The 21,535-nt window shown below is 60.7% G+C and carries 16 protein-coding genes; 1 reads left to right on the top strand and 15 read right to left on the bottom strand.

Translation table 11 applies throughout. The features are described from left to right. Window positions 1-92 precede the first annotated feature (92 nt). The 11 genes from ureC to urtA all read right to left on the bottom strand — a co-directional run bounded on the left by ureC (window position 93) and on the right by urtA (window position 10,328). Window positions 93-1,793: an urease subunit alpha gene (gene ureC / locus ACI77D_RS00480; RefSeq protein ID WP_407015864.1), complete on the bottom strand. Its 1,701-nt coding sequence runs from the start codon at window positions 1,791-1,793 to the stop codon at window positions 93-95. A gap of 117 nt (window positions 1,794-1,910) precedes the next feature. Then, window positions 1,911-2,216 (bottom strand): urease subunit beta, encoded by a 306-nt coding sequence (locus tag ACI77D_RS00475; RefSeq protein WP_064450453.1) that lies wholly within the window; start codon window positions 2,214-2,216, stop codon window positions 1,911-1,913. After that, on the bottom strand, window positions 2,213-2,746 hold the full coding sequence (locus ACI77D_RS00470; RefSeq protein ID WP_128591433.1) for a GNAT family N-acetyltransferase: 534 nt from the start codon (window positions 2,744-2,746) through the stop codon (window positions 2,213-2,215). Before ACI77D_RS00470 ends, ACI77D_RS00475 begins: the two co-directional genes overlap by 4 nt. Window positions 2,747-2,751: 5 nt before the next feature. Continuing rightward, entirely contained in the window at window positions 2,752-3,264 is a 513-nt protein-coding gene (locus ACI77D_RS00465) for a GNAT family N-acetyltransferase (RefSeq protein WP_064450455.1), read from the bottom strand. 9 nt (window positions 3,265-3,273) lie between these two features. Beyond that, the gene (gene ureA, locus ACI77D_RS00460) at window positions 3,274-3,576 is read right to left on the bottom strand and encodes an urease subunit gamma (RefSeq protein ID WP_003171437.1); all 303 of its coding nucleotides are present in this window, start codon (window positions 3,574-3,576) and stop codon (window positions 3,274-3,276) included. Between the two features lie 178 nt (window positions 3,577-3,754). Beyond that, window positions 3,755-4,594, bottom strand: a complete 840-nt coding sequence (locus tag ACI77D_RS00455; protein WP_128591434.1) for an urease accessory protein UreD — start codon at window positions 4,592-4,594, stop codon at window positions 3,755-3,757. 42 nt (window positions 4,595-4,636) lie between these two features. Beyond that, window positions 4,637-5,335, bottom strand: a complete 699-nt coding sequence (urtE, locus tag ACI77D_RS00450; protein WP_407015863.1) for an urea ABC transporter ATP-binding subunit UrtE — start codon at window positions 5,333-5,335, stop codon at window positions 4,637-4,639. A 147-nt stretch (window positions 5,336-5,482) separates the two neighbouring features. Further along, window positions 5,483-6,343: an urea ABC transporter ATP-binding protein UrtD gene (gene urtD, locus ACI77D_RS00445; RefSeq protein ID WP_407015862.1), complete on the bottom strand. Its 861-nt coding sequence runs from the start codon at window positions 6,341-6,343 to the stop codon at window positions 5,483-5,485. After that, on the bottom strand, window positions 6,340-7,419 hold the full coding sequence (urtC, locus tag ACI77D_RS00440; protein ID WP_221293795.1) for an urea ABC transporter permease subunit UrtC: 1,080 nt from the start codon (window positions 7,417-7,419) through the stop codon (window positions 6,340-6,342). The genes urtD and urtC overlap by 4 nt, the downstream gene beginning before the upstream one ends. After that, window positions 7,419-8,921 (bottom strand): urea ABC transporter permease subunit UrtB, encoded by a 1,503-nt coding sequence (urtB, locus tag ACI77D_RS00435; protein WP_064450461.1) that lies wholly within the window; start codon window positions 8,919-8,921, stop codon window positions 7,419-7,421. Before urtB ends, urtC begins: the two co-directional genes overlap by 1 nt. A gap of 141 nt (window positions 8,922-9,062) precedes the next feature. After that, window positions 9,063-10,328 carry an urea ABC transporter substrate-binding protein gene (gene urtA, locus ACI77D_RS00430; protein WP_064450462.1) on the bottom strand — a complete coding sequence of 422 codons (1,266 nt, stop codon included), beginning with the start codon at window positions 10,326-10,328 and terminating at the stop codon, window positions 9,063-9,065. Window positions 10,329-10,617: 289 nt separating this feature from the next. Between urtA and ACI77D_RS00425 the strand changes: the two genes are divergently transcribed. After that, window positions 10,618-16,509: a DUF4329 domain-containing protein gene (locus tag ACI77D_RS00425; protein ID WP_407015861.1), complete on the top strand. Its 5,892-nt coding sequence runs from the start codon at window positions 10,618-10,620 to the stop codon at window positions 16,507-16,509. A 2-nt stretch (window positions 16,510-16,511) separates the two neighbouring features. Here the strand turns inward: ACI77D_RS00425 and ACI77D_RS00420 are convergent, their stop codons facing one another. From ACI77D_RS00420 to ACI77D_RS00405, 4 genes are all read right to left on the bottom strand, one after another. Next, window positions 16,512-17,522 carry a FecCD family ABC transporter permease gene (locus ACI77D_RS00420; protein WP_407015860.1) on the bottom strand — a complete coding sequence of 337 codons (1,011 nt, stop codon included), beginning with the start codon at window positions 17,520-17,522 and terminating at the stop codon, window positions 16,512-16,514. After that, window positions 17,519-18,466: an ABC transporter substrate-binding protein gene (locus tag ACI77D_RS00415; RefSeq protein WP_262666901.1), complete on the bottom strand. Its 948-nt coding sequence runs from the start codon at window positions 18,464-18,466 to the stop codon at window positions 17,519-17,521. Before ACI77D_RS00415 ends, ACI77D_RS00420 begins: the two co-directional genes overlap by 4 nt. Next, window positions 18,463-19,251: an ABC transporter ATP-binding protein gene (locus tag ACI77D_RS00410; protein WP_064450465.1), complete on the bottom strand. Its 789-nt coding sequence runs from the start codon at window positions 19,249-19,251 to the stop codon at window positions 18,463-18,465. Before ACI77D_RS00410 ends, ACI77D_RS00415 begins: the two co-directional genes overlap by 4 nt. A gap of 138 nt (window positions 19,252-19,389) precedes the next feature. Continuing rightward, window positions 19,390-21,498 (bottom strand): TonB-dependent receptor, encoded by a 2,109-nt coding sequence (locus ACI77D_RS00405; protein WP_407015859.1) that lies wholly within the window; start codon window positions 21,496-21,498, stop codon window positions 19,390-19,392. Between the last annotated feature and the right edge of the window lie 37 nt (window positions 21,499-21,535).

Genomic DNA, 21,535 nt, shown 5'->3' with positions numbered 1-21,535 from the left:
TGAACCCGAGGCCTGCGGCAATTTGATCAGTCACCGCGACTCAGCCCCGCAGACGAACCGTCAGGTTTGCCTTCGGGGCTGAGTTGTTTTCGCTAGAACAAAAAGTAGCGCTGGGCCATTGGCAACACCTCTGCGGGCTCACACCACAGCAACACCCCATCGGCCTTGACCTGATAGGTCTGTGGGTCCACTTCGATATCCGGCAGGTAATCGTTGTGGATCAGGTCGGTTTTCTGCACGTTGCGACAGCCCTTGACCACCTCAATCTGCTTTTTCAAACCCAGGGCTTCGGGCAAGCCGGCTGCCTGCGCCGCCTGGCTGATAAAGGTCAGGCTGGTGGCATGCAACGCGCTGCCGAAGCTGGCAAACATGGGGCGGTAATGCACCGGCTGCGGCGTGGGAATCGACGCGTTGGCGTCGCCCATCAGGCTTGAGGCAATTGCGCCGCCCTTGAGAATCAGGGTCGGCTTGATGCCGAAGAACGCCGGGCGCCACAGCACCAGGTCGGCCCACTTGCCCACTTCAATCGAGCCGACGATATGGCTGATGCCGTGGGTGATCGCCGGGTTGATGGTGTACTTGGCGATGTAGCGTTTGGCGCGGAAATTATCATTGCCCGGGCCGTCGCCGGGCAGGGCGCCGCGCTGTTTTTTCATCTTGTCGGCAGTCTGCCAGGTACGCGTGATCACTTCGCCGACGCGGCCCATGGCCTGGCTGTCGGAGCTGATCATCGAAAACGCGCCCAGGTCGTGCAGGATATCTTCGGCGGCGATGGTTTCGCGGCGGATGCGGCTTTCGGCGAAGGCCACGTCTTCGGCAATGCTCGGGTCCAGATGATGGCAGACCATCAACATGTCCAGGTGCTCGTCGATGGTATTGCGGGTGAACGGCCGGGTCGGGTTGGTGGAGCTGGGCAGCACGTTAGGAAAGCCGCAAGCCTTGATGATGTCCGGCGCGTGGCCGCCACCGGCACCTTCGGTGTGGTAGGTGTGAATGGTGCGGCCCTTGAGCGCGGCGAGGGTGGTTTCGACGAATCCGGATTCGTTGAGCGTGTCGCTGTGAATCGCCACCTGCACGTCGTACTCATCGGCAACGCTCAGGCAGTTGTCGATGCTGGCCGGTGTGGTGCCCCAGTCTTCATGCAGCTTCAAGCCGATGGCGCCGGCCTTGACCTGCTCGACCAACGGCTCCGGCAAACTGGCGTTGCCCTTGCCGGTAAAACCGATGTTCATCGGGAACGAATCGCTGGCCTGGAGCATGCGCGCCAAGTGCCACGGGCCCGAGGTGCAGGTAGTGGCATTGGTGCCGGTAGCCGGGCCGGTGCCGCCGCCGATCATGGTGGTGACGCCGCTGGTCAGCGCCTCCTCGATCTGCTGCGGGCAGATGAAATGCACGTGGGAGTCGATGCCGCCGGCGGTGAGGATCATGCCTTCACCGGCAATCACTTCGGTGCTGGCGCCGATGGCCATGGCCACGCCCGGCTGTATATCCGGGTTGCCGGCCTTGCCGATCGCGTGAATGCGGCCGTTCTTCAGGCCGACGTCGGCTTTGACAATGCCCCAGTGGTCGATGATCAGCGCGTTGGTGATCAGCGTGTCCACCACTTCATGGGCGAGCAACTGGCTTTGGCCCTGACCGTCGCGAATCACCTTGCCGCCGCCGAATTTCACTTCTTCGCCGTAGACGGTGAAGTCCTGCTCCACTTCGACGAACAGCTCGGTGTCGGCCAGGCGGACCTTGTCACCGACGGTGGGGCCGTACATGTCGGCATATGCCTGACGACTGATTTTCATAGCCTAATTCCTCGCATATGAGTTGCAAGCTTCAAGCTGCAAGCCTCAAGTAAAAGCCAATATGTGCGCCGCAAACTGCTCTTTCTTGCAACTTGAGGCTTGGAGCTTGAAGTCGACCTACAAGTCGCCCATGACCTTTCCTGTAAACCCAAACACTCGGCGTTCCCCGCTCAGGTCGACGAGCTCGACAGTCCTCGCCTGCCCCGGCTCAAACCGCACCGCCGTGCCCGCCGGAATATTCAGGCGCATGCCACGGCTCGCGGCGCGATCAAAGGTCAGCGCGTCATTGGTTTCGAAAAAATGATAATGCGAGCCCACCTGGATCGGCCGGTCGCCGCTGTTGGCCACGCTGAGGGTGATGGTGCGCCGGCCTACATTGAGTTCGATGTCGCCAGGCTGGATCTGATATTCACCAGGAATCATGCAGGTTGCCCCAGGGTCTTGAAGTAGATGGCGGTCGGGCTGTAGCGCCCGTCCGGGCTTTGGCAGTAATCGGGCAATTCACCGATTTTGGTGTAGCGCAGCGACTGGTAAAACGCTTCGGCGCCGGAGCCAGCTTCGGTGTCCAGGTACAACAGGCCGCGCTTGTGCTGGCGCGCGGCGAGTTCCAGGGCGCTCATCAATTGCTGGCCCAGGCCATGGCGCCGGGCGCTGCTGTGTACCAGCAGCTTTTGCACTTCAGCACGGTTCAGGCCATTGGCTTTCTGGCACAGCGCCAGTTGTACGCTGGCGATCACCTGCTCATCTCGCACCACTACCCACAACAGCAGGCTGGCGTCTTCGATACTCGCCTGCACGCCACTCAAATAGGCACGGGCCTGGGCTTCATCGAAGTCGGCCATAAAACCGACCGAAGCACCGTGCTTCACCGCGTCCAGCAACAGCTCGATCAAGCCCAGGCGGTAATGGGCAAAACTTTCAGCATTCACTCGACGCAGTTGAGCGGTGTTCATCGATCTCACTCCTTGGGCGGTTCGGCGCCCGGATTCAATGTCAATTGCATAAAGGTCAGGTCCAGCCAGCGACCGAACTTGATGCCCACTTGTGGCATTTGCCCGGTCGTGACGAATCCCAGGCGTTCATGCAAGCGGATAGACGCCTGGTTGCCGCTTTCGATGGCAGCGACCATCACGTGTTTGCCACAGGCGCAGGCACGTTCTATCAGGGCTTGCATCAGGCGTGGGCCGAGGCCTTTGCCGCGCTGGTCGTTGCGCACGTACACCGAGTGCTCGACGCTGTAGCGAAAGCCTTCGAAAGGCCGCCAGTCGCCGAACGAGGCGTAGCCGGTAACCTCATCGTTTTCGACCGCCACCAGAATCGGATAGGCCTGCGCCTGGCGCGCACTGAACCAGGCCTGACGGTTAGCCAGGTCGACCGGTTGTTCGTTCCAGATCGCCGTGGTGTTCAACACCGCGTCGTTGTAGATCTCTCGAATGGCCGGCAGGTCTTGCGCGGTTGCATCACGAATCATGGCCGGGCCTCACGCGATGGGCTGGTGGACGGTGACCAGCTTGGTGCCGTCGGGGAAGGTGGCCTCCACCTGAATATCCGGGATCATTTCCGGGATGCCTTCCATCACTTGCTCGCGGCTGAGCAGGGTGGTGCCGTAGTGCATCAGGTCGGCGACGGTGCGGCCATCGCGCGCGCCTTCCATCAGCGCGGCGGATATGTAGGCGATGGTTTCCGGGTAGTTGAGCTTCACACCGCGTGCCAGGCGGCGTTCGGCCACCAGGCCGGCGGTGAAGATCAGCAGTTTGTCTTTTTCCCGTGGGGTCAAATCCATGGTTCAAGGTCCTTCACAGATAGCATGCTTAAATACAACAGAGACCCAAGAGTGGGAGCGGGCTTGTGTGGGAGCTGGCTTGCCTGCGATGCAGGCAACTCGGTGTATCTGATGTACCGAGGTGATGCCATCGCAGGCAAGCCAGCTCCCACACAAACTGATTTCCACATTTTGATCTTCATGTGCTCCAGATTCTCGGGGCGACTGCTTCCCGCCCCAGCACCGCAGGGCGTAACAACCGCCATAAATCAATCAACCAGCCCCGTGCCAGCAAGGCTTCACTGGCCAAACAGCGGGCCACCAGCAGGCCTGGCAATTGGGTCAGGTCGCCGCGCACCGCATGCGGCAAGGCGCGGCAGTGTTCCAGTAATTCGGGGTCGATATCGCCAGTGAGCAACAGCGTGGCAAACACCGGCTGGCCGTCCAGCCCGATGGGTGAGTCGAGCAAACCGTCGGCGCCTACAATGCGCTGGCGCTCATGCCAGAGCAACTGGCCGTCGCGGCGAATGTCCAGGTGCGATTGGAAGTGGCCGAGGTCGAAACGCTCGCCACTGGCCGGGCGGCCGAGGGCGACCACGTCCCAGTAGAACAGCCGGGCATCGCCTTGCAGATCAATACGCGTGGTGAGTTCGGCCTGGGCGGCGCTGAATACGATGGTTTCCTGAGGCAGCCATTCCAGCGTGGCGCCAGCTTCTACCGTCAGTTCGAGCTTTTGAAAGGCCGGGCCGCTGGCGCGGTACCACTTGGCCGCGCCGGGGCTGGTCAATTGCGCCCAGGCATTGGCGCCGACATGGGCGCTGATGTCCAGGCGATCACCGCCGGCAATCCCGCCGGGCGGATGCACGATGATGTGCTGGCACACCTCGGGGCCTTCGGCGTACAGGTGCTTTTGCACGCGCAGCGGGCCGAGGTGGCGGCGCATCACCGGGCGCGTGGTGTCGCCGAAACGCGCGTAGCCGAGCTCCAGCTCGGCGTGCCAGCTGGGGGTGAACAGGGCGGGAGTAACGGGCAGGTTCATGGCTGTTTGCTTATCTTCGGACGCTAAAGATTAGATTCTTACTTATATAGAAACCAGCCCGCGTACACCCTCACTTTCCATATTTTCACCTCGGCCTTGCTGGACGATTTCACCGCGTGACATCACCAGGTACTGGTCGGCCAGCTCGGCGGCGAAGTCGTAGAACTGCTCCACCAACAGGATTGCCATGTCGCCGCGTGCCGCGAGCTTCTTGATCACCATGCCAATTTCCTTGATCACCGACGGCTGGATGCCTTCGGTGGGCTCGTCGAGAATCAACAGGCGCGGGCGGCTGGCCAGCGCCCGGCCGATTGCCAACTGTTGCTGCTGGCCGCCGGACAAATCACCGCCACGCCGGTGCTTCATCTGCAGCAATACCGGGAACAGTTCGTAGATAAACGCCGGGACCTCTTTGGCCTCGGAACCGGGAAAACGTGAGAGGCCCATCAACAGGTTTTCTTCCACGGTCAGGCGCCCAAAAATCTCCCGGCCCTGAGGCACGTAGGCAATGCCAGCATGCACGCGCTGGTGCGGCTTGAACCCGGTAATGGCCTTGCCTTCCCAGTTCACCGCGCCCTCTTTGGCCGGCAGCAAACCCATCAGGCATTTGAGCAGGGTGGTCTTGCCCACGCCATTACGGCCGAGCAGGCAGGTGACTTCGCCGATTTTTACGTCAAATGACAGCCCGCGCAGGATGTGGCTACCGCCGTAGTACTGATGCAGCGTGTCGACTTGCAGCATTCTGGAGTTCTCCTCAATTCCCTTGTGGGAACCGGATCAATGTGGGAGCTGGCTTGCCTGCGATGGCATCACCGTGGTCCCACGGGTAGACCGAATCGCCTGTATCGCAGGCAAGCCAGCGCCCACATAAAGCAGTTCACGTCAGCATCAGCGACCGAGATAAACCTCGATCACCCGCTCATTTTCCTGCACCTGTTCCAGCGACCCTTCGGCCAGCACGCTGCCCTGGTGCAACACCGTCACGTGGTCGGCAATCGAGCCGACGAAGCCCATGTCGTGCTCCACCACCATCAGCGAGTGCTTGCCCGCGAGGCGCTTGAACAGTTCGGCGGTGAATTCGGTTTCGGCGTCGGTCATGCCCGCTACCGGTTCGTCCAGCAGCAACAGCTGCGGGTCTTGCATCAACAACATGCCGATTTCCAGGAACTGCTTCTGGCCGTGGGACAGCAGCCCGGCCGGGTGCTGTACCGAAGCGGTCAGGCGGATAGTCTCGAGCACTTCATCGATACGGTCTTTCTGCTCGCCGCTCAAGCGTGCGCGCAGGCTGGCCCACACGGACTTGTCGGTTTTCTGCGCCAGTTCCAGGTTTTCGAACACGCTCAGGGCTTCGAATACCGTGGGTTTCTGGAACTTGCGGCCGATGCCGGCCTGGGCGATCTGCACTTCGCTCATGCTGGTCAGGTCGAGGGTTTCGCCAAACCAGGCCTTGCCGTGGCTGGGGCGGGTCTTGCCGGTGATCACGTCCATCAGCGTGGTTTTGCCCGCGCCGTTGGGGCCGATGATGCAGCGCAGTTCGCCGACGCCGATGTACAGGTTCAGGTCATTGAGCGCCTTGAAACCGTCGAAGCTGACACTGATGTCTTCCAGGGTCAGGATGGTGCCGTGGCGGGTGTTGAGACCCTTGCCTGCGGCCTGGCCGATGCCGATCGCATCGCGGCTGCTGCCCGCGTCTTTGTTCGGTTCGAGAATGGGTTCGAGCATAAATTCCGCCGTCGCAGTGACTCTCATTGCTCACCCCGTTTCTTCAACAGGCCGATGACACCCTTGGGCAAATACAGGGTGACGATGATGAACAGCGCCCCGAGAAAGAACAGCCAGTATTCCGGAAACGCCACGGTGAACCAGCTCTTCATGCCGTTCACCACGCCGGCGCCCAGCAGCGGGCCGATCAGTGTGCCGCGCCCACCCAAGGCCACCCACACAGCGGCTTCGATGGAGTTGGTCGGCGACATTTCGCTGGGGTTGATGATCCCCACCTGCGGCACATACAGCGCCCCGGCCAGGCCACACAAGACGGCGCTCAACACCCACACAAACAACTTGAAACCGCGCGGGTCGTAACCGCAAAACATCAGGCGATTTTCGGCGTCGCGCAATGCCGTCAGTACCCGGCCGAACTTGCTCTGCGCCAGGCGCCAGCCGGTGTACAAGCTGGCGACCAGCAACACCACCGTGGCAAAAAACAACACCGCTCGCGTGCCTGGCTCGGTAATGCCAAAGCCCAGGATGCTGCGAAAATTGGTGAAGCCGTTGTTGCCGCCAAACCCGGTCTCGTTGCGGAAAAAAAGCAGCATCCCGGCAAAGGTCAGGGCCTGGGTCATGATCGAGAAATACACGCCCTTGATTCGCGAGCGAAAGGCGAAGAACCCGAACACCAGCGCCAGTAAACCCGGCGCCAGCACCACCAGGCACATGGCCCAGAGGAAGTGTTCGGTGCCCATCCAATACCAAGGCAACTCAGTCCACGACAAGAAGGTCATGAACGCCGGTAGCTCGTCCCCGGACGCCTGACGCATCAGGTACATGCCCATCGCGTAACCGCCCAGGGCAAAGAACAGGCCGTGGCCGAGGGACAACATCCCTGCGTAACCCCACACCAGGTCCAGGGCCAGGGCGACGATGGCGTAGCAGAGGATCTTGCCCACCAGTGTCAGGGTGTAGGCCGACACATGCAGCGGATGTTCAGGCGACAGCAGCGAGCATACGGGCAGGGCCAGCAGCAGGATCAGGATCACCGCGCCCACCGCTATCGTCACTTTGGGGCCGGCCTTTTGCGTGGCCGTAAGCATCAATGGCTGGTTCATCAGTCGATCACCCGTCCTTTCAGTGCGAAGAGTCCTTGCGGGCGTTTCTGGATAAACAGAATGATCAGCGCGAGGATCAGGATCTTGCCGAGTACGGCGCCGATCTGTGGCTCCAGAATCTTGTTGGCGATGCCCAGGCCAAAGGCGGCCATGACGCTGCCGGCCAACTGGCCGACACCGCCGAGCACCACCACCAGGAATGAGTCGATGATGTAGCTCTGGCCCAGGTCCGGGCCGACGTTGCCGATCTGGCTCAAAGCAACGCCGCCCAAACCTGCGATACCGGAGCCCAGGCCAAACGCGAGCATGTCCACGCGCCCGGTGGGTACGCCGCAGCAGGCGGCCATGTTGCGGTTCTGGGTGACGGCGCGCACGTTGAGACCCAGGCGGGTCTTGTTCAGCAGCAGCCAGGTCAGCACCACCACGCACAGCGCGAAGGCGATGATCACAATGCGGTTGTATGGCAGCACCAGGTTGGGCAGCACTTGAATGCCACCGGACAGCCATTCGGGATTGGACACTTCGACGTTCTGCGCACCGAACACCAGACGCACCAATTGGATCAGCATCAGGCTGATGCCCCAGGTGGCGAGCAGGGTTTCCAATGGCCGGCCATAGAGGTGGCGAATCACCGTACGCTCCAGGGCCATGCCGATGGCGGCGGTGACAAAAAACGCCACTGGCAGCGCGATCAACGGGTAGAACTCGATGGCCGCAGGCACGTAGCGCTGCATCATCAGTTGCACCACGTAAGTCGAATACGCGCCGAGCATCAGCATCTCTCCGTGGGCCATGTTGATCACGCCAAGCAGGCCGAACGTAATCGCCAGGCCCAAGGCGGCAAGCAACAGGATCGAGCCCAGGGACATGCCGCTGAAGGCCTGGCCGAGGATTTCGCCGAACATCAGTTTGCGTTTGACCTGAGCCAGGCTGGTCTCGGCGGCGGTGTGCACGGCAGCGTCGGTTTCGACACCCGGCGCGAGCAACGCCTCAAGACGCGTGCGGGCCAGCGGGTCGCCGGTGCCGCCCAGCAAACGCACGGCGGCGAGGCGCACGACGGGGTCGGTGTCGACCAGTTGCAGGTTGGCCAGGGCCAGGCTGAGGGCGGTGTGCACGTCCTCGTTGGTTTCGGCGGCAACTTGCTGGTCGAGGAATTTGAGTTGCGCAGGTTGCGCGCTTTTTTGCAGGGTTTTTGCCGCTGCCAGGCGCACCTTGGGGTCGGCGGCGAGCAGTTGCTGGCTGGCTTGGACGTTGTCGATCAGCCCGCGCAGGCGGTTGTTCAGGCGTACGGTTTTGGTTTCACCGTTGAGCGTGAGCTGGCCTTGTTGCAGGGCGTCCACCAGTTCGATGCGCGCGGGGTCGGGCTGGGCGGCCCAATCCTGGAGCAGCTTGGCTTGTTGCGTCGGGTTGGCAGCGAGGAAGTCTTCGGCATCGCCTGCCTGTGCTGCGAAAGGCAGCAACAGCAAGGCAGCGAAGATGAAACGGTAAAGGGCAGTGGGCATATTGGTCGGCCTTACGCGGACAAATGTGGGACCTGGCTTGCCTGCGATAGCGGTGTTTCAGATACACCGAGTCGTCTGCATCGCAGGCAAGCCAGCTCCCACAGGGTTTGTGTCGACACTCAGGTGTCGACACCCCTCGGATCAGTTGCTCTTCACGGCGTAATCCGGCTTCTTGTCATTGCCTGGAATGTACGGGCTCCACGGCTGAGCGCGGATCGGTTTTTCGGTCTGCCACACCACCGAGAACTGCCCGTCAGCCTGGATCTCACCGATCATCACCGGCTTGTGCAGGTGGTGGTTGGTTTTATCCATGGTCAGGGTGAAGCCCGACGGCGCGGCGAAGGTCTGGCCGGCCATGGCTTCGCGCACCTTGTCGACGTCGGTGGACTTGGCTTTCTCAACCGCTTGCGCCCACATGTGGATGCCTACATAGGTGGCTTCCATCGGGTCGTTGGTCACGGCTTTATCCGCGCCTGGCAGGTTGTGCGCCTTGGCGTAAGCCTTCCAGTCGGCGACGAATTTCTTGTTTACCGGGTTCTCCACCGACTGGAAGTAGTTCCAGGCCGCAAGGTTGCCCACCAGCGGCTTGGTGTCGATGCCGCGCAGCTCTTCTTCACCCACCGAGAACGCTACCACCGGCACGTCGGTGGCCTTCAAGCCCTGGTTGGCCAGCTCTTTGTAGAACGGCACGTTGGAGTCGCCGTTCACGGTGGAGATCACGGCGGTCTTGCCGCCGGCGGAGAATTTTTTGATGTTGGCAACAATGGTCTGGTAATCGGCGTGGCCGAACGGGGTGTAGACCTCTTCGATGTCTTTATCCGCGACGCCTTTTGAGTGCAGGAATGAACGCAGGATTTTGTTGGTGGTGCGCGGGTACACGTAGTCGGTGCCGAGCAGGAAGAAACGCTTGGCGCCGCCGCCTTCTTCGCTCATCAAGTATTCCACCGCCGGGATCGCCTGCTGGTTCGGCGCCGCACCGGTATAGAACACGTTTGGCGACATTTCTTCGCCTTCGTACTGCACCGGGTAGAACAGCAAGCCGTTGAGTTCTTCGAACACCGGCAACACCGATTTACGCGACACCGACGTCCAGCAGCCGAACACCACGGCAACCTTGTCCTGGGTCAGCAACTGGCGGCCTTTCTCGGCAAACAGCGGCCAGTTCGAGGCAGGGTCCACCACCACCGGCTCGAGCATTTTACCGTTCACACCGCCTTTGGCGTTGATCTCGTCAATGGTCATCAGCGCCATGTCTTTAAGCGAGGTTTCGGAGATGGCCATGGTCCCCGACAGCGAGTGCAGGATGCCGACCTTGATGGTCTCGGCGGCCTGTACGGTCCAGGTCAACCCCATGGCGACAATGGATGCCGACAAAGTTAAAGCCTTGATCAAGCTACGACGCTGCATGGTGCGATCTCCGTAAACCGATAGTTTTTATGGGGCAGATACACAGGACTTTGCAAAGGCTGTGCCTGCTGCACACAACGTGCGCATCCAAGGGCGTTGGCCGGCAACACAGGTGGAGCTGCGCACCAAATTGGCGCCGCAAAGGCTGTCGAGTGCACGGCCGGCCCTTAAAAAGAGCGCTCGGCGCATGGGGTGCCTATTTAGCCCCCCGCGTCATCCATTGCTACCGAACATGGGCGCTGCGGTCGCCAATCTCTGGCGCCTGGGGACTTGAGCGGGAACAGATGATATGAAGCGAGTCAAGCGTGGTTGGTTTGGGGCAGACCCGGTGAAACCGGTGCAGCTGCCACCGGTAGGGCCGGGGTTTATCAGCATGGACGATGCGGCTCGCTACGCCCATGAGCAGGTGGGCGACAAGCGGGATCAGGAATATGGCGGGGTGATTTTGCAGAGCTTGGCCGATGAGCTTTTTTATGCGACAGACCCTATCGAAGGGGGCGGCAATTTTTTTGACGTGACCACGGTGTTGAATCGGGACAGCGATAAGCAGTACCTGCACCCCGACGGTTATCGGTGTGTAGCGGATTTTCACTCGCACCCGGATTTTTTCACTGAGTACAAGGAAAACCACCCCGACTTTTCAGATCGCCGGATCAAGGCGTTGAACAGCTTTTACTCAGAAGCAGACCTGGCGGCCAATATTCTGGAGCCGCCTTTTTTTACCGCGTCCTATTTATCCGGTCCTGATGGTTCGCTGTTAAAACATGTCCCTACCCGGTCGGAGGCTGAGCGCCGTTTTGGTGTTTGGCTGGAGCAAAAGGAGCCGTTCGGCCGGCCTGACGGCTATGACGGTGTGGTGGAGAATTTATTCAAGAAAGTGGCCAGTGTCAGCCAACTGTCGATTGTGGTGTCCAATGCTGTGTGGGGTGGGTCTACCGGAGAGGTGCCCGATAACTGGAAGCCCTATCAAGCCTTTACCTCTCCAAACCAGGACCTGCCGGCCTGCGGTCCGGTGCAGGCAAGCCTTGGCGACGCGCTCAGTTATGCCCAGGCGCGGTTGACGGCTACGGCCCGGGCGATTCAGCAAGCCTTTGTGCTCAAGCATGACGACAAGAACCTGTACGCAGTGACCGAGCCGTCAGGCATAAGCGGCCAACAGATCTACGCGCAACACGTATTTCCTGTCGATAAAGATGGCAAGCATCGCCTGCCTGCCCATTTTCATTTGATCGGCATCTACTCGGGTCAGGGTGCCTATGTGGCACTTGCGCAAACCAAGCAGCCTTGGTTATACCGCAGCTTTTTTTCGCCGCCAGAACTGGCCTGGCATCTTTCCCAGGCACGGTTGGCGCCTGAGTTACTCAAGCAAGAAGCCCCGGCTATCTTCCATGCCACCCCGGATGGCGCGTTGTTGAAATACACCTGCACCTTCTCGGTTGCCGAGGCGGCGCTTTATCGGGTTGAGCCCGATGGGGCCGTTGTGGATAACGGCATCGATACGGCCTTGATCGCAGGCAGCCTTCGCCCTCGTGATTTTGTTCTGCGTCTGGCGGCAGCAGGTCGATTGGAGGTGCTCAGGACGAGCACCTTGTGGGACAAGATCGGCCCGGTCGGCGATGACTGGCGCCCATACTCGAAGATTCCCGAACCCCAGTTCAGTCCGGCCTTTATAACAGCCGACGACGCAGCCCGCTGGGCGCACCTGCTTATCGGACAGCGTCGCGATGTCGAGTACGGTGGTGTGATTCTCAAACGCGGCAGCCGCTACTACGCCACTCATCCGGTGGCGGACCAACGCAATAGTTTTGATCATGGGTTGGTGCTGGCCAAGGACAGCGAAGGCAACTTCATCGCCCCTGATGATTACAGCGCCGAGGCGTTTTATCACTCCCATCCGGCGGATGCCGCACAAATTCAGGGCATGTTCCCCAGTTTCACGGCTGACCAGGTACTGCTGTTCAACAACTTCTACTCCGTGGCGGATCAGCTCTTCAGCTTCAAGCACCGAGCGTTCGCCAAGGCTCACTATTTTTCCGGGCCGGACAATGTGCTGCTCAAGTACGTCAGCAGTGGCTCGGCGGTGGAAAAAACCTGGGAGCAACACCTTCGCGCTGGGACAGTTGAAGCCAGCAATGATTTCGAGAACCTTGTCTGGAAGCTGGCCGAGGCGGGGGAGCTATCTGTACTGATTGCACATACGGTTTGGGGGGGCGTGCGCGGGCGGGTGAACACCGGCTGGCGAATCAACACACCCGTGACCAGCAGCAGCGCCATACTGCAACAACCCTTTTTCACCTCAGTGTTTCCAAGCCCGGAAACCGCCGTGCTGCGTGCGCTGTTGCTCGCTGGCGCAGCAGGAGAGGGCGCGATGGGGTTTGTCCTCAAGCACACCCGTCAGGATGCCTATGTGGCAACGTTGGCCCAGCCCAAGCGTGATCCGCTGTTTACGCCCAACGACGTGTTTCCAAAACGCGCCGACGGCAACCTTCGATTGCCTTCCCAATACCGGCTGGAGGCGATTTATTTCAATAGCTGGTACGAGCAGGACGAAGTTGCGGCGCGGGAAAAATGGCTGGCGAGTACCTTCTTTACGCCTGCGCAAGTGGTCGCCGCAACCCGCCAGGCGCGGGTGACCCTGGGCATACAGGATCCGGCCCGTGGGTTGTCGCTGTACATGCACGCCTCGGATGGCGCCCTGTTGAGGCTCAAGGTGCCCGAGGCCACCGCCACGACCGAACTGGTCAGGCAAAACAGCGCGGGTGAACTTGACGACAACGGCGCACAAGCGGCAATGGTCGCCGGGACATTGAGCCCGCGCGATTATGTGCGCAGGGTGATTGCAGCGACCGAGCTGTCGGTGGTTCAGGGCGGTGGCTTGTGGCGTACGGTCGGCAGGGTGGAAAACCGTTCCAACCTGTTGATGTCGTTTTTCAAGGCAACGTTGAGCCGTTCGTTTCTCTCGGCACGCGATGCGGCGGTGTATGCCCATGAGCAAATTGGCAACACTCGGGACCGCTACTACGGCGGTTATATCCTCAAGGGCGAAGACGGTCGTTTTGTCATCACTGAGCCTATTGTCAGTGCGGCCAATCCTTTTGCCTTCACGCTGTTCTTTCCAAATAATAACCAAGGGCCGTTGATCCCGCCGGAACCTTTTGTGCTGCACGGGCGTTACGGCTCCCACACCGCGCTGTCGATGGTCGACCCGGCCTGGGTCGCACGGCGTGGCTGGACGCGGGATGAGGCGCAGATCAACCTGCAAGTGTTTTCCGACGATGAAATGTATTCGATCATCCCGGCCGGACGTGTGGCGTACCTGTCGGGCGCGCAGGACTGCTTGTTGGAGTACACCCCAAACAATTCGCCCGAGGAAAAACTGCTGCTGGCCAATATTGGCCCACAGGCCGGTGACAACAGCCTTGGCAAGCGCCTCGACAGCGGGCAGATTCGGCCGGCCGATTGGGTTCGGCGCGTGGCCGAGGCGGGGGACTTCAAGATCATCCAGGGCAACCCGTTATGGGGCCCGCGCTCGGTGGTCTACAACGACTGGTCGCCCAACTATAGCTACGCCCCCAAGTCCGGTCCTCCCGACTACGCCACCTACGGCGCGGTATTCGCCAGCGCCGATGAGGCTGCCCGTAACCTGCATGGGCGAGTGCATGGTCGCAACTTCAAGAATAAGGACTGCTTTGCATTCATCCTCCGGCACCGGGATCGGGAGCAGTATGTTGCGAGCGAAGTAGTGGGGGCCACCGCTCTGCAAAAGCTCTTCAATCTCGGCAGCCTTTTCGAGCGAGAAGCCGGAGGCGGCTACCAACTGCCCGACGGCTTTGTGTTGCATGGGTTGTTTCGGTCGCAGCAATGGTCGCCCGCGGGGCTGAATACGTCGAGTGCTTGGCTGACCTTGTATTTTGTGATGCCTGAGGTGTTGTACATCGCCCTCTATGAAGCGAACCGCAGTGGCGTGAATGGCCTGCCGATTTATTTCTCAACCCTTGATGGCGCGCTGTTGCAGTATGTGCCTGGCTTGATGGACGTAAAAAGTGGCGGCCTGGTCGACAGGCTGCTGACTCAAGCACGTGCCGAGCTGGACTCCGGCCAGAAGAGTCCCAGGGACTTCGTTAAAGAGTGGGCGATGAGAGGAAATCTCCATGTGCTCCGTACCAGCTTGTTCTGGGATAAAGCCGGGTGGGTCGGCGATGACTGGGCCAGCTACGCAACCTTAATGCCGCGGCGTTTAAGCCCAGCGTTTGCCAACCCCGATGACGCGGCCCGCCATGCCGCGGCCTTAGTCGGCAACGGCTACCGTCGTGCTTATGGTGGGGTGATCCTCAGATTGGTCAATGGGCTGTTTGCCTCGACTGAGCCGCTGGCGCTGCCGCCTCGGGGGCTTGCATTGCACTGGATCTACCCTGAAGTGGCTGCCGATATGGGGCTTTATCCGGGGGGCAGTACCATTGTTGCGCGCTACCGGTCCGTGGTGAACCAAGAGGTGCCGTTGCTGCTGTCCGCCACTCAGAAAGCCATCTACAAAACCATGATACCCAGTGCGGTATTGTCGAACCTGTTGCACCGTGAAGCCCACATCAAGCGTGAATATGCGTTCGGTGCCAATGGCTCGATCCTCAGTTACCAACTGTCGGACTCTGCTGTGGAGGCGTTGCTCAAAGACCGTCTAGCGCCCCTGAACCTGATCAAGGGTGATTACGGCGACAACCTCATTGAACAGCAACTGCGCAGCGGCGCGCTTTCGCCGCAAGCCTTTGTGACTGAAGTCGCGAAGGCGGGGCATTTGTATGTGGTGAAGGGCGACCCTGTATGGGGCATGCCCAGGCAGATAAAGACGGAGTTTTTGGCCGGAGTAGGTGAACTCCAAGCCCGGGAAATTCGCCAGGTACCTTTCGACTCGCCCTGCGGCCCGATCTTTACCCGGGCGCTCGATGCCGTGCGCTATGCCCAGCGCCTGTGGAAGCCTCAAGCCGAGGTGGCCTTCGGTTACGTACTTAAGTCGGTGAACAAGCCGCTGTACATGACGACCCTGGCGCTGGTCAGAGAGAACTTTGCCGATTTCAAGCAAGTGTTCAGCAACGGCCAATTGCCCCAAGGGTATGTACTGGATGGCGTGTACCTCTGTGCTTCCAACGCCTCAATCGCTGCCGCCACTGATGAAATGGCGCAGAGTTTCTTTCCCCCTCAATACATCGCCAAAGCCCTGAACTTCATCACCAGCGCACGCAATGGCACGACGCTGCCGCTGTATTTGTTGTGCAGCGACGGTGCGTTACTTACGTATGTGTTTCCCAAGACGGCGCCACTGTACGAATGGACGAGCAAGGCACACAGTGATCGAACCCAATTGCTCGAAGGTTCGCTAGCGGTGCGAGACTATGTGCGCCGCCTGGCCGCTGCGGGTGACCTGCGCATCAGGGTCACCAGCGAGGTGTGGGGCAGGAAAGAGCGGGTCACGGCGCAATGGGTGCCCAAAAAAGCACCCCACGCGTTTGCAGACGACCCCTATTTTCATTCGTTCTGCGGGCCGTTGTTTTCTTATCCCGATGATGCTGCGCGCTATGCCCAAGGCGTGGTGGCACCTTACAAGGGCAAGCAATACTTGGGCGCGGTACTGACGCCAGGGCAAACGCCGGGGTATGTCGCGATTGACCCGGTGGAGGATCAGGGCGCGGGAGGTGCAAGTACCCTGGAACTGTTGTTCTGGATCGATCATGCCGGGTTCGACGTGCCTGACGGCAATGTGCTGAAGACCTACAAAATCGCCGCTGTGCAGGCGTTTTATAAGGCTATTCCTACGACTTCCAGCCTGGGGCCGCTGGACAAAAACCTGTTGAAAAACTTCGTCTCCAAGGATGACTTGAGCGACTACGTGTCGGTGGTCAGGAGCAATCTTCCCGATGCCGAGAGCTGTTACTTGTCTTGCCGGGGTGGTGCTCTGCTCAAGTACAAGCCGGGGTTGGATCCGGCTGAAGCCAGGCTGTTGGGCCCGGGGGCGGCGCCAACCCCCAGTGTACTGGTTAGTCAATTGCAGGTTCTGGGCACGTTGTCAGTGCTGGTCATCGATGCCTTCTGGTCACGGCCAGGAGTGCTGGGTGACGAGTGGAAAGTCCGCGATATGCAGGAGGAGCCTGATGTCAGCAAGTTCTGGTATGACCGTGATGAACTCTGACCTCAGCGCTTGCGCATCAAGCCGATAAAAAACAGCCCGCCAATCGCCGCCGTCGCCACGCCAATGGGCAGGTCTTCGGGGGCGATCAGGGTGCGTGCCGCGACGTCTACCCACACCAGGAACACACTGCCCAGCAGCACGCACACCGGCAGCAATCGCCGGTGCTCGGCCCCGACCAGACGCCGGGCGATGTGCGGCACCATCAGGCCGACAAAGCCGATGGAACCGCTGATGGACACCAGCACGCCCGTCATCAACGAGGCGACCAGGAACACTTTGAGCCGCACGTTGCGCGCGTTCAGGCCCAGGGTCACGGCAGTCTGCTCGCCGGCCATCAGCGCATTCAAAGGGCGCGCCATGCCGAGCAAGAGCAGCAGCCCGAACAGCACGGTGGCGGCCGGAATCGCCAGCAGTTCCCAACGCGCCAGACCCAGGCCGCCGAGCATCCAGAACATCACCGCCGAGGCTGCGCGGTGGTCGCCCATGAACAGCAGCAAGTTGGCCACCGCCATCATCACGAACGATACCGCCACGCCGCACAGCAACAGGCGATCGCTCTCCAGGCGCCCATTGCGGCTGGCTACCGCCAACACCACCAGCATGCTCAGCAAGGCGCCGATAAATGCGGCGATGGGCAGGGTCAACAGGCCAATGACTTCGCCCACATGCAGCACCACGATCACTGCGCCGAGGGTGGCGCCGGAAGTCACGCCGAGCAGGTGGGGGTCGGCCAGCGGGTTACGCGTCACCGCCTGCAATACTGCGCCGATCAGCGCAAGCCCGGCGCCCACCAGCGCACCCAGCAACATGCGCGGTAAGCGAATCAGCCAGACGATATGTTCCTGGCCTGCGCTCCAGTTCACCTCACCGACACCGAACGCCTTGTTCAGCAGAATCCGCCACACCACGTCCACCGGCACCGGCGCTGAGCCGAACCCCAGCGAGATCACGCAAGAGAGCAGCAACAAAGCGCCAAGGGCACTTAGCAACAGGACGTAGCGACGGTTGATCATTCGCCGTGAAACCCCTTGGCCAGTGTTTCAACGGCCAGCACGTTGTCGATACCCGGCGTGGCCTGCGCGTAAGGAATCACGATGAAACGTTGGTTCTTGATAGCGTCCACCGATTGCAGCGCCGGGTTGTTGAGCAGGAACTGTTCCTTCTGCTCGGCGGTGATTTCGCTGTAGTCGACAATCACGATCACCTGCGGGTTGCGCTCTACTACGGTCTCCCAGTTGACGCGGGTCCAGCTGGCGTCAATGTCATCGAGGATATTGCGCCCACCCGCAGCGGCGATCAGCGCCTGGGGCATGCCCAGGCGGCCGGAGGTCATGGCGCGGTCTTCGCCGCTGTCATAGAGAAACACCCGTGGTTTGCCTTCGGGCAGGTGCTTTTGCACCTCAGCGATTTGCGCTTGCATCTGTGCGATCAGGGCATTGGCGCGATCTTGCACGTCGAAAATCCTGCCCAGGTTGCGCAGGTCGTTATAAGTGTCTTCCAGGGTCGCGGCCGGGCGCTTCATCACGAAGGCGCACGATTCGGTCAGCTCGTAGACGTTGATGCCCAACGGTTGCAGGGTTTGCGGCGTGAGGTCGCCACCCACGCGCATGCCGTAGTCCCAGCCGGCGAAGAAGAAATCCACGTTGGCGTTGAGCAGGGTTTCCACCGACGGGTACTTGCTCGCCAGCTCTGGCAGGCCGTCGAGGGTCTCGGCCATTTCTGGTGTCACTGACTTCCAGCCGGTCACACCACTGTAGCCGGCCATGTGCGATTTGAGGCCCAGGGCGAGCATCATCTGGGTCATGTTGATGTCGTGGCTGACCGCGTGTTTCGGCGCTTCCTGGAAGGTCACATCGCGGTTGCAGCTTTTGACCGTCACCGGGTAGCGGGTGGCGTCGGCGTACGCTTGAGCAGTGCCGAGTAATAGAGCGAGAGACAGCAGGGAGCGCAGGATCATGGTTGGGTTATCCAGGTGATTCGAGGGTAGCCGGACAAGGGGTGAGTATCGATCAGTGCTTCGACGCCAAACACGTCGCGCAGCAACTCGGCGGTGAGGACTTCGTGGGGCGTACCACTGGCGACGATGCGCCCATGGTTGATCACGTACAGGCGATCACAGAAGGCGGCGGCCAGGTTAAGGTCATGGATGCTGGCCAGTGTGCCGATGTTCAGCCGCTTGACCAGCCTCAGCAGCTCCAGTTGATAGCGCGGGTCGAGGTGGTTGGTCGGCTCGTCGAGGATCAACAACTGAGGTTGCTGCGCCAATGCACGGGCCAGGATCACCCGCTGTTTTTCACCGCCGGAGAGAGTGGCAAAAGCATGCTCTTCAAAGTTCTGCATGCCGACCGAGGCCAGCGCTTGCCGGATCAATTCCAGGTCGTGCAGCGTATTGCTGTCGAACAAGCCTTTGTGAGGCGTGCGACCCATGGCGACGACTTCATCCACACGCAGACCGAAGGCGTCGGGGAATTCCTGCAACACGACGGCGATACGTTGCGCGCACCACTTTGCACGTTGCTTCCACACCTGTTGGTGTTCGAGCAGCACGTCGCCGTGTTCCGGCTTGCTGAAGCGATAAGCACAGCGCAACAGGCTGGTCTTGCCGCTGCCATTGGGGCCGATCAGCCCGACAAACTCGCCCGCACCGACTTGCAAACTGGCGTCATGCAGTTGGAACCGGTGATTGCAGTGGTCGTGACCGGGTGGGGTCCAGGTCAGGCCAGCGAGGGTGAGTGAAGTCATCAGTGTTCTCTTGTTCAGCACAATTCAAATGTGGGAGCTGGCTTGCCTGCGATAGCTGTCTGTCGGGCACTGATTGAGTGGCTGACCCACCGCTATCGCAGGCAAGCCAGCTCCCACACTGGAGCGCGTGTTGTTCTGTTAAAAGGTGTAATCCGCCGTGACGAAGAACGAGCGCGGTTCCCCCAGGATCCACTGCTGGCCATCGTTGTATTGGCTGACGGCGTAGGTGCGGTCGAACAGGTTATTCAGTTGCAGGCCCAACGTGGTGTTGCGCATGGCTTTCCACGATACCGTGGCGTCGACCACGGTGTAGCTCGGTACTTCGCGGGTGTTAGCGGTGTTGGCATAGCGTGCGCTGACGTAACGCACACCGGCACCGGCGCGGATGTCGTCGCTCACGGCCTTGCTCAACCAAAGGTTGGCGGTACGGTTTGGCACGTCTACCGGTCGGTTGCCATCGCGGGACACCGGCTGTTGGTTGACGACTTCAGAGAAATCGTCGTACTGCGCCCGCACGAGGGCGGCATTGGCTTGCAGCTGCCAGGCGTTGGGCAGTTGCAGGTCCAGGCTGGCTTCCAGGCCGTTGGAAGATTGTTGGCCGACTTGTTCCTTGAGGTCGGTGCCGGGAATGCTCACCAACAGTTTCTTTTTCACGATGTGATAGGCCGCCAGGGTCCACTCGCCACGCGAATCCCAGAACGCTTGCTTGAAGCCGATTTCGGCCTGCTTGGCGGTAGACAAGCCGAACTGCTGTTGGCTCGGGCTCAGGCTGATCAGGCTGCCGACGCCATCGGTGCTGGTGGCGTACTGGCCGTAAACCGAAGTGTCCGGGGTGATTGCGTAGACCAGGCCGGCTTTCCAGTTATTGCCGGTCAGGGTCTTGTTGGCGTCGTTGTTCTCTACTGTCAGATCATCGCTGTCGATGTGCAGGTAATCACGGCGCACGCCGGTGATCAGCGACAGTTTATCGGTCAGTTGCAGGCGGTTTTCAGCGAAGGCGGCGAGCTGTTTAGTCGTGCTGACGGACTGCGGGACAAACGCGCTGGCGCTTTCAAACGGCTGCGGCACCGGGTGGTTGATATCCACCGGTTGGCCTTGGTCCGTTGCATCGGTGAATGGTGCGTTGCTGGCCAGGCGGAAGCGAATACGGTTGTACTCGACACCTGTCACTGTCCGGCTGTCGAGGCCGAACAGGCTGTGCGCGAAGGTAAAGGTCTGGCGGTCGCCGACCTGTTCCTGGTTGTGCTTGATGCCCAGGTAGTTCTGGCGCACCAAGCCGCCCGCCACAAAGTTATAGCTTTCGGCGTTCTGCCAGCGGCGCTGGTTTTTCAGGTACGACAGTTCGTTGGTGGCGGTGACGTTGTCGTTGATCTGCCACTCGCTGGTCAGGCGCGTCCATTGGTCGTTGTAGTGCAGTGTGTTGTTGCTGACGTTGTAGTTCTTGTCGCGCAGGCTTTTGTGCAACTGGCCGTTGATCAGCGGGGTGCCGTAGTCGTTCTGTGGGCTCTGGTCGCCATAGTCGTGGGCCAGGGTGAAGCTGAGGTTGTCGGCCGCCTGCCAGCGCAGGGCGCCGCTGACGAAGTCGCTGGCCGAGTCGCCACGGTCGATGAAACCGTGGCTGCGCAGGCGGTTGATGTTCAGGCGATAGCTCAGCGTGTCGGTCAGCGAGCCGCCGCTGTCCAGGGCTTCCTGCTGGCGGTCATAGGAACCGTAGCCGAGGCGGATGTGGTTTTCGATCTCGCCTTCAAACGGCTTCTTCGAAACGGTGTTGATCACCGCGCCCGTGGCGCCCTGGCCATACATTACCGAAGCCGGGCCGCGCAGAACGTCCACGCGCTCAACCGACCAGGTGTCCACCGGGAAGGTGGAAGTGCCCGCACCCTCGAACATGCGCTGGCCGTCGTACAGCTGCAGTACCGAACTTTGTCCGGTAAAACCGCGCGCCTGCAACGAGGTACCGCCGTCGCCCGGCGTGCCGGTGCGGCTGATGCCGGTGGCGCGGGAGATGGCGTCCTGCACGCTGGCGTCGCCGCGTTCGCGGATTTTTTCGCCGGTCTGGCTCTCGACACTGCCCGGCGTTTGCAAGGCCGTGAGGTTCAGGCGCGAGCCGGCGGTGGTCGGGGTATTCAAGTCGACGCGTTCATCATCCACGGCCAGCGCAGTCACGGGGCTGGCGGGCAGGGTCAGGGCCTGGGCGCTGTTATGCAAGGCAAGCAGGCACAGGCCGCACGCAAAGTACTTGTTCATCGGTCGATCAATCGCTTCTTGAAGAGGTGCTCGCCGC

Source organism: Pseudomonas sp. O39 (genome assembly GCF_045447295.1).
In the GTDB taxonomy this organism is placed as follows: domain Bacteria; phylum Pseudomonadota; class Gammaproteobacteria; order Pseudomonadales; family Pseudomonadaceae; genus Aquipseudomonas; species Aquipseudomonas antarctica_A.
This window is presented reverse-complemented; position numbering and strand designations above follow the sequence as displayed.